Annotated in this window: 9 protein-coding genes; all 9 read right to left on the bottom strand. The window is 68.4% G+C overall.

Features of this window, described 5'->3' with window-relative positions; all coding sequences use genetic code 11:
* Nucleotides 1–107: 107 nt before the first annotated feature.
* Nucleotides 108–791: a MerR family transcriptional regulator gene (locus BIV23_RS07845; protein ID WP_107471105.1), complete on the bottom strand. Its 684-nt coding sequence runs from the start codon at nucleotides 789–791 to the stop codon at nucleotides 108–110.
* 261 nt (nucleotides 792–1,052) lie between these two features.
* Complete coding sequence (locus tag BIV23_RS07850; RefSeq protein WP_026253112.1) at nucleotides 1,053–1,526, bottom strand: bifunctional nuclease family protein; 474 nt, start codon at nucleotides 1,524–1,526, stop codon at nucleotides 1,053–1,055.
* Between the two features lie 97 nt (nucleotides 1,527–1,623).
* Complete coding sequence (gene ftsR / locus BIV23_RS07855) at nucleotides 1,624–2,361, bottom strand: transcriptional regulator FtsR (protein WP_071380019.1); 738 nt, start codon at nucleotides 2,359–2,361, stop codon at nucleotides 1,624–1,626.
* A 43-nt stretch (nucleotides 2,362–2,404) separates the two neighbouring features.
* Nucleotides 2,405–3,238: an FHA domain-containing protein gene (locus BIV23_RS45795; RefSeq protein WP_245790422.1), complete on the bottom strand. Its 834-nt coding sequence runs from the start codon at nucleotides 3,236–3,238 to the stop codon at nucleotides 2,405–2,407.
* 193 nt (nucleotides 3,239–3,431) lie between these two features.
* Nucleotides 3,432–4,313 carry a DUF881 domain-containing protein gene (locus BIV23_RS07865; protein WP_071380021.1) on the bottom strand — a complete coding sequence of 294 codons (882 nt, stop codon included), beginning with the start codon at nucleotides 4,311–4,313 and terminating at the stop codon, nucleotides 3,432–3,434.
* Between the two features lie 5 nt (nucleotides 4,314–4,318).
* Complete coding sequence (locus tag BIV23_RS07870) at nucleotides 4,319–4,651, bottom strand: small basic family protein (protein ID WP_071378005.1); 333 nt, start codon at nucleotides 4,649–4,651, stop codon at nucleotides 4,319–4,321.
* The gene (locus BIV23_RS07875) at nucleotides 4,648–5,565 is read right to left on the bottom strand and encodes a DUF881 domain-containing protein (RefSeq protein ID WP_107471106.1); all 918 of its coding nucleotides are present in this window, start codon (nucleotides 5,563–5,565) and stop codon (nucleotides 4,648–4,650) included. The genes BIV23_RS07870 and BIV23_RS07875 overlap by 4 nt, the downstream gene beginning before the upstream one ends.
* A gap of 147 nt (nucleotides 5,566–5,712) precedes the next feature.
* A complete protein-coding gene (locus tag BIV23_RS07880) occupies nucleotides 5,713–8,208 on the bottom strand; it encodes a mannose-1-phosphate guanyltransferase (RefSeq protein ID WP_071380023.1) in 2,496 nt (831 codons plus the stop codon).
* 115 nt (nucleotides 8,209–8,323) lie between these two features.
* On the bottom strand, nucleotides 8,324–8,932 hold the full coding sequence (gene clsA / locus BIV23_RS07885; protein ID WP_071378008.1) for a cardiolipin synthase ClsA: 609 nt from the start codon (nucleotides 8,930–8,932) through the stop codon (nucleotides 8,324–8,326).
* Nucleotides 8,933–9,067 lie beyond the last annotated feature (135 nt).

Genomic DNA, 9,067 nt, shown 5'->3' on the forward strand with positions numbered 1-9,067 from the left:
GCCGTGGTGCGGGGCGCCCGCCGTCCGCCGTCAGAACGGATTCCGGCGGGCACCGGCTGCCGGACGGCGAGGGACACCCGTTACCGGACAGCGCGGGGAGACGGCGGTCAGACCGCCCGGTTGCGGCGGCGCGCCAGCTCGTCCGCGGGGTTGTGGCCGACGAGGGTCTCGCCCGTGTCGATGCGCTCGCCGTGCAGCTGAGAGAGCGCGCTTTCCACGTCCCGCCACACCACGCCGACGGCGATCCCGAAGATGCCCTGACCGCCCTGGAGCAGGGCGTGGACCTCGTCCGGGGAGGTGCACTCGTACACCGTGGCACCGTCGCTCATCAGGGTCATCCGCTCCAGGTCACGGAAACCGCGTTCTCTGAGGTGCTGGACGGCCGAGCGGATGTTCTGCAGCGAGACCCCGGTGTCCAGGAACCGCTTCACGATCTTCAGGACGACCACGTCCCGGAAGCTGTACAACCGCTGGGTGCCCGACCCGTAGGCGGGCCGCACGCTCGGCTCGACCAGGCCGGTGCGGGCCCAGTAGTCGAGCTGTCGATAGGTGATGCCCGCGGCCGCACACGCCGTGGGCCCGCGGTAGCCGATCTGCTCGGACGTCATGGACGCTGCCCCTCCGCCGTCCGGTACCACCGTCGGCCGCTGCGGAGCGGGATCGACCGCGCTGCTCGACGGGGAGTACCCCCTGTTCGAACGCAGCTGTGAACTCGGGGGAGGGTACGGACCGCTCTCCCCGAACCCGCGTCCGGGGGCACCCCCAGCCGTACCGTCGCCGCTCGTTCTCACGCCGACCTCCGTCCTTGACCTGCCTTCTCGACGGTAGGCAGTCACCAGGGGCGCGTCAACGATCGCCACACTCGGCACGCCGAGTGATAATCACCCTAAGAGTGGTTTCCCGTGCCCACCGCGGGGAAAGGCTAGCCGAATGCGCTCGTACGGGGCCGCAGGACGCCCTCATTGGCCGTTGGCACATGCCCGGCCCCACCACCCCCACGAGCCGCCGCAACCGGTGCTCACCGGGCCGGCGCACTCACCGACGGCTCGTGATCACTGGCTGCTGGTGCCGAAGTCCTCGGGCGAGATCTGGTCGAGGAACTCGCGGAACTTCTCCACCTCGTCCTCCTGCTCGTCCGGGATGGCGATGCCCGCGTCGTCCAGCACCGTGTCGCTGCCGTAGATCGGCGTGCCGGTCCGCAGGGCCAGCGCTATGGCGTCGGAAGGACGGGCGCTGACCTCGACCCCGCTGGCGAAGACCAGCTCCGCGTAGAAGACGCCTTCCCGCAGGTCGGTGATGCGTACTTCGGTCAGCTCCTGGCCGACGGCCTCCAGCACGTCCTTGAACAGGTCGTGCGTCAGCGGTCGGGCGGGAGCCATGCCCTGCTGGGCGAAGGCGATCGCCGTAGCCTCCCCCGGCCCGATCCAGATGGGGAGGTAACGGTCGCCCCCCACTTCGCGCAGGAGCACGATCGGTTGGTTGGAGGGCATTTCGACCCGGACACCTACGACATCGAGCTCGTTCACACAGCAACCCTAGGCCGTGCCCGGGACGTTTGGGTAGTCGGGCCGGGAACAGGTGCCCGATCCGGACTCCGGCGGACCCCCGGCTCGCCCGCCGTACTCAGGGCAGGCTCACACCGAGAGCGCTCTTGACCAGAGCCGCGTGCAGCTTCACCGTCAGCGCCGCCAGCTCCTTCGTACGGGCCTCGGCGAGCGCCCTGGTCTGCGGGTTGCGGTGGCGCTTGAGCGGTGCCACCACCTGGTCGACGAGACCGGCCTCCCGGTCGGCGGCGCCCTTCATCACCCGCAGATGACGCGGCTCGATCCCGAACCGGCCCAGTTCGGCCACCAGCGCGGCCACGGTGACCGCCTCGGCGTCGTACGCCCCGTCGGCCAGCGGAGCGATGAGCCCGTACGACTCCCACTCCTGCAGTTCGCCCTCGCCGATGTCCGCCGCCGCCAGCAGCTCGGCCCGGCCGACCCGGGCGACCGTGGGCGCCGCCGACCGCTCCTGACACTCCTCCGAGGTGCGCTGACGCCCCACGACGGGCAACGGGACGGCCTCACCGCGCTCCATGGCGTCCAAGTGCTCGCGGATCACCTTGAGCGGCAGATAGTGGTCCCGCTGCATCCGCAGGACGTGCGCCAGGCGCTCGACGTCCCTGGCGCTGAACTTGCGGTACCCCGAAGGGGTCCGCTGCGGCTCGATGAGCCCCTCCGACTCCAGGAAACGGATCTTGGAGATGGTGACTTCGGGGAACTCGTCGCGCAGCGCGTTCAGCACCGTGCCGATGCTCATCAGCCCACTGTCCCTGGCGGCGGTACCGCTTCCGGCACCGCCGCTCGGTGTTTGAAGCATGGACCTTCCCTGGGGTCCCCCCGGACGCCGGTCCGGGGGCGGGTCAGATGCCCTGGTTCCGGCTCGCGTAGAACACCAGCCGGTACTTGCCGATCTGCACCTCGTCACCGTTCGACAGCGCGACCTGGTCGATCGGCTCGCGGTTGACGTACGTACCGTTGAGGCTGCCCACGTCGGCGACGGTGAACGAGCCGTCCGGCTGGCGACGGAACTCCACGTGCCGGCGCGAGACCGTCACGTCATCGAGGAAGATGTCGCTCTGCGGATGACGGCCGGCCGTGGTCAGGTCGGCGTCCAGCAGGAAGCGGCTGCCCGAGTTCGGCCCCCGGCGCACCACCAGCAGCGCCGAGCCGAACGGCAGCGCGTCCACTGCGGCCTGCGCCTCGGGCGACAACGTCGGGACCTGCGTCTGGCCGGTCGCCTCGGCGTCGTACGCCTCGAGACCGGAGATCGAGATCGTGGACGTCGTCTCGGAGGCACGCTCCGGCACGGCTCCGGCGCGCAACGGCGCACCACAGTTGGAACAGAAGCGGGCGCTGTCCGCATTGCGGTTACCGCACCTCGAACACACCAGGGCCGACATCGACGGATCCTCCTGCCGCGGCTGCCCCGCCGGGGCGTTGGACGCGTACGGACCGGAGGCGAACCCTCCACCCGCACCTGAGGTTGACGGTTGCCCGAAACCTATGCCGCCGGACTGGGCAGGGTCAACCGACGCCCCGCCCTGGCCTCCGGAAATGTCACCGCCCGGACCAGCCACCTGGTCCCGGAACAGCGGCCGCTGACCCTCCGCGTCGGGCTGGGCGCGATGGCGAGCGGTCGCGTTGTCGCTACCCTCTCGCGCGCTCTTGCCGAACAACTTCGCAAACAACTTCACGGGCGATTCCCCTTGACCGAAACAGACCCGCCCGTGGGGCAGGACGAACCCTGATTGCCTACACCGGCCGAGCCGGACATCCTCACAACGTCCGTATCCACCAGACAGTTTCCACCACGCACCGCCCCTTCGGTGCGCCGACCCCCCGCAACCTCATGCCCCTGCCGGACGGCCCCCATGCACCGCCGGTTCACTACGAGGACGACCGAGCGTAGTCAGGCCGCTTTGCCTGCCGCAAGGCATCCACGACGATCTTGTCCGAGCGCTCCACCGTGACCGTGGCCTGCTCCTTCTCCAGCGTCTGCACCACTCCCCCCGGGATGTTCAGCGCCGGTTCCAGATCCTGCGGCTTGCCGATGACCATAAAACGATAGGGGGCTTTGATCTTGTTCCCGTCGACGCTCACACCGTTGCCGGAATCCGCGAAGTACGTGTTCGTCACCACCCGGACCCCGTTGAGCTGGATCGCCTCCGCACCGGCCGCCCGCAGCTCCTGGACGGCGTCGAGCAGCATGTCCGCCTTGACCGCCCCCTTCGGGTCCTCGACCGTCATCGTGATGCCGGGACCCTGCGCCGCCACGGTGCCCGCCAGAATGCCGAGTTGCCTCTCTTTCTCGGCCGTCTGCTTGCGGGCCTCCGCGGCCTGGTCGGAGCTGCTCTGGAGCTCCTGGCGCTGCTTCTCGAGTCCCTGTTTCTCGTCTTCAAGACGCTGAGTACGCGAATCCAGTTCATCGAGGATGCGCACAAGATCTTCTTGTCGCGCGCCGCGCAGTGCGCTGTCGGTGTCGCTGTTGGAGGCCACCTGCACGGCCAGCCCGAAACCGAGCCCGAACAACAGCAGGGCGACGATGAGTTGGGCCCGGGTGAAACGCGGCGGCCACACCCCCTTGACCAGTCGCTGCCGCCCGGTCAGCGACTCCTGCGGCAGCTCACCGGACGTCGTCTCGGACTCGGGCGCCGCCGGCGGCACCTCGGCCGGCAGTTCCTTGCGCAGCCTGTTCTCCGGCTGATTTCCCGGCTGGCCATCCGGCCGGCTCTTCGGCTGGTTCTCCGACTGCTCGTTCGGCTCGCTCATCGGTCTCACGCCCGGAACACGTGACGCCGGATCGCCGCGGCGTTGGAGAAGATCCGGATGCCGAGGACCACCACGACCCCCGTGGACAGCTGCGCGCCCACGCCCAATTTGTCGCCCAGGAACACGATCAAGGCGGCGACGACCACGTTCGACAGGAACGACACCACGAAGACCTTGTCGTCGAAGATCCCGTCGAGCATGGCCCGCAGACCGCCGAAGACGGCGTCCAGCGCCGCGACGACGGCGATCGGCAGATAAGGCTCGACGATCGCCGGAACCTCCGGGTGGACCAACAGGCCGGCCACGACTCCCACGACGAGGCCCAGTACGGCGATCACGATGTGCCCTTCTCAGTCTTCTCGGTGCTCGGCTGTGCGGTACGGACGATCACACTCGGTGCGGCGGGCAACCGTACGTCGCCCTCGGTGGAAATGGTGGCGCGGATGCCGAAGTTCTCCTCCAGGGCATGCAGATACAGCCCGTCGGCGCTGTTCTGGAACCCGGTGCTCAACCGTTCCCCGTCCCCCACGGCCAGCACCGTGTACGGCGGGACCAGGGGCCTGTTGTCGACCAGTATCGCGTCTCCCGCGGCCCTGATCGCGGACAGGGCCGTCAGCCGCTGTCCGTTGATGGAGACCGCCTCGGCCCCGGACGCCCACAGCCCGTTGACCACGCGCTGCATGTCGCGGTCCCGCACCCGGCCGCTGTCGGAGAAGCCCGAGGTCTCCCGCGGATTGGTCCCGTCACCGCCGGAGCTGGCCTCCTTGGCGTCGTTCACGACGAGCCTGACACCCGGCCCGTGCACCTCGGTCGCCCCCGACAGGAGACCCACCAGATCAGCCTGCCCACTGCCGCCGCTCGACTTCAGCGCCGCCCGCTGACGGGCACTGACGTCGTCGCGCAGCCTGTCCACGGTGTGCTCCAGCTTGTCCGCGTTCGCGGTCTCGCTGTCAATGCGGTCGATCAGCTCCTGGTGCTCCTTGGCCACCACGGGCGCCGCCCCCCGCGCCTGCGCCGCGCCGAGGGTCACGACCAGCGCGGCGAGGACGAGACCGCCCGCGAGACCGAGCTTCGCCCGGAGCGTCCTGGGCAGCCCGCCCTCGCCCGCGGCCTTCTTCCGGGCGGCGGCCTCGGCGTACCCGTCGTCGAGGCTGTGGTCCATGACATTGGTGATCAACGACATGGAGGCGTCCGGGCGCTGCGGCCGCGCAGGGCTGCTCCGAACGGGGGGTTGCTGCGGCATGCCGCACATCGTCGCATGTCGCGGGCGATACCTCCGAATGGCCCCACCGACGTGCCGGACAGACCCCCTGGGGGACATCTGTCCGGCACGCGCGTGTGCGTGGGCTTTCCCGTGCGGCGGGCTGTGTCACGTCTCTTCCCGCTGCCCTGCGGCGCCCTACCGGCCGGCGCTGTCCACGACGGCCGACCACTCGTCCAGCAGGGCCTGCGCAGAGGCGTCGTCGGGCCCCTCCGCCCACAGATGCGTGACCGCCTCGGCCGGGTCGGGCAGCACCATCACCCAGCGCCCGTCGGTCTCCACGACCCGCACACCGTCCGTCGTGTCGACAAAGCGATCCCCTGCCGCCTCGACGACCCGCCGCATGACCAGACCCTTGACGGCCCACGGTGTGGCCAGGTCCCGCTTCAGCACATGGGCCCGCGGGATCCGCGCGTCGATCTGGCTGAGCGTGAGCTGCGTACGGGCGACGAGCCCGATCAGCCGGACGAACGCCGCCGTACCGTCGAACACGCCGCTGAACTCGGGGACGATGAACCCGCCCTTGCCGTCACCGCCGAAGATGGTCCCTTCCTCGCGCCCCACGCGCGTGAGGTCGTCGGGCGAGGTCGTGGTCCACTCGACCTGTGTGCCGTGGTACGCGGCCACCTGCTCGGCGATCCGGGTCGTGGTCACCGGCAGCGCCACCCGCCCGCTGCGCCGCTCCGCGGCCACCAGGTCGAGCATCACCAGCAGTGCCCGGTCGTCCTCGATGATCCGGCCCTTCTCGTCCACGAGAGACAGCCGCTCGCCGACCGGGTCGAACCGCACGCCGAAGGCGGCACCCGAAGAGGCCACTATCTCGCCGAGCCGGACCAGCCCGCTGCGCCGCATCTCGGCGGTCTCGGTGGGCCGCGACTCGTCCAGCCCCGGATTGATCGTCAGCGAATCCACGCCCAACTTGCCGAGCAGGCTGGGCAGAACCAGTCCGGCGCTGCCGTTCGCCGCGTCCACGACGACCTTCAGCCCGGAGTCGGCGATGCCGGTCGTGTCGACGTTCCGCAGGACCGTGCCCGTGTACGAGTCGAAGACGCTGGCCGGAAAGTACAGGTCGCCGATCTCGCCGGGGAACGCCCGCCGGTACTCCTGCCGTGCGAACACCCGGTCCAGCTTGCGCTGGCCGCCCTGGGACAGATCGGCGCCCTGCCCGTCGAAGAACATGATGTCGACCGAGTCCGGCACGCCCGGCGAGGTCCGGATCATGATGCCGCCGGCACTGCCGCGCGCGGTCTGCTGCCGGGCCACGGGCAGCGGCACGTTCTCCAGGTCGCGTACGTCGATGGCGCTGGCCTGCAACGCGGAGATGACCGCCCGCTTGAGCGCACGGGCGCCCCGGGAGTGGTCACGGGCGGTGGTGACGGTCGAACCCTTCTTCAGGGTCGTCGCGTACGCACCCGCGAGCCGCACCGCCAGCTCGGGCGTGATCTCGACGTTCAGAATGCCGGACACCCCACGGGCGCCGAACAGATTGGCCTGGCCTCTGGACTCCCAGATGACCGAGGTGTTGACGAACGCACCGGCCTCGATGGTCTTGAACGGGTAGACCCGGACGTTGCCCTGAACGATCGATTCCTCACCGATCAGGCACTCGTCACCGATGACCGCGCCGTCCTCGATCCGGGCGGCACGCATGATGTCGGTGTTCTTCCCGACGACGCAGCCGCGCAGATTGCTGTGCTGGCCGACGTACACGTTGTCGTGCACGACGGCCCTGTGCAGGAAGGCCCCGCTCTTGACGACGACGTTCGATCCGACGACGGTGTGCTCCCGGATCTCTGCGCCGGCCTCCACCTTCGCGTAGTCGCCGATGTACAAGGGCCCGCGCAGTACGGCGTCGGGATGCACTTCGGCGCCTTCCGCCACCCATACGCCGGGCGAGATCTCGAATCCGTCGATGTCGACGTGGACCTTGCCCTCGAGCACATCGGCCTGGGCCTTCACATAGCTCTCGTGAGTGCCGACATCCTCCCAGTAGCCCTCCGCGACGTAGCCGTAAACCGGCTTGCCTTCCTTCATCAGCTGCGGAAAGACGTCGCCTGACCAGTCGACCGGAACATCCGGTTCGACGTAGCCGAAGACTTCGGGCTCCATGACATAAATGCCCGTGTTGACCGTGTCGGAGAAGACCTGGCCCCAGGTCGGCTTCTCCAGGAAGCGCTCGACCTGGCCCTCCTCGTCGACGATGGTGATGCCGAACTCCAGCGGATTGGGCACACGGGTCAGACAGACCGTGACGAGCGCGCCCTTCTCCTTGTGGAAATTGATCAGCTCGGTGAGGTCGAAGTCGGTCAGGGCATCGCCGGAGATGACGAGGAAGGCATCGTCCTTCAACGCCTCTTCGGCGTTCTTGACGCTTCCGGCGGTACCGAGTGGCTTCTCCTCATTGGCATAGGTGAGCTCCATTCCGAGCTCTTCGCCGTCGCCGAAGTAGTTCTTGACGAGCGATGCCAGGAACTGGACGGTAACAACGGTCTCGGTGAGCCCGTGCCTTTTGAGCAGCCGTAGCACATGCTCCATGATCGGGCGATTGGCCACGGGCAGGAGCGGCTTGGGCATGCTAGAGGTCATGGGGCGCAGGCGTGTGCCTTCGCCCCCGGCCATCACGACGGCCTTCATGTCGGAAGCGTCCTCCTCGCAAGAGACGACGGTCTAGCCGACTTCACCCGTCCTGATTGTCCCGCACTTTTCGACTGCGGGCCATCTCGACATAACGTCAGGACAATCGCGGAGCTCAATCGGCCTTGGCGTCCGCCCGTACCAAACGGCGGACCTGTACCACGTAGAGCACTCCTGCCCACCAGTAGAGCGTTGTACCCCACCCGGCGAACGCCCATCCGAAAACAGCAGCGACTGACGCGATCCATGTGTGGCCGTCGCTGAGGAGCAACAACGGGAACGCGTACATCAGGTTGAAGGTTGCTGCCTTCCCGAGGAAGTTCACCTGCGGCGGCGGATACCCGTGCCGGCGAAGGATGCCCACCATCACCAGGAGAATCAGTTCCCTCGCCAGCAGCAGCGCGGTCAGCCAGACCGGCAGGATGCCGCGCCAGGTGAGGCCGAGCAGGGTGGAAAGAACATAGAGCCGGTCGGCTGCGGGGTCGAGAAGCCGGCCGAGGCTGCTGATCTGATTCCAGCGCCGGGCGAGCTTCCCGTCGAGATAGTCGCTGACCCCGCTGAAGGCAAGCACGAGGAGAGCCCAGCCATCGCTCTTGGGACCCCCGAACTCGGGCCTGAGGATCAGCCACAGGAAGAGGGGTACGCCGACGAGCCGAGCCATGCTGAGGATGTTGGGGATGGTGAGGACCCGATCTGTCTGGACACGGGTCTCCTGGACCTCCACCCGGGGGCCTCCTGTGCGAAAACGAGCCAACGATGCCCCCTGACCTTACCTCAACGCAAAAAAGCTCCGGCTCTCGGGCAGTGCCCAAGAACCGGAGCTCTAAAAGGAGTTCGGCGGCGTCCTACTCTCCCACAG

The organism is Streptomyces monashensis (assembly GCF_001866665.1).
Classification (GTDB): domain Bacteria; phylum Actinomycetota; class Actinomycetes; order Streptomycetales; family Streptomycetaceae; genus Streptomyces; species Streptomyces monashensis.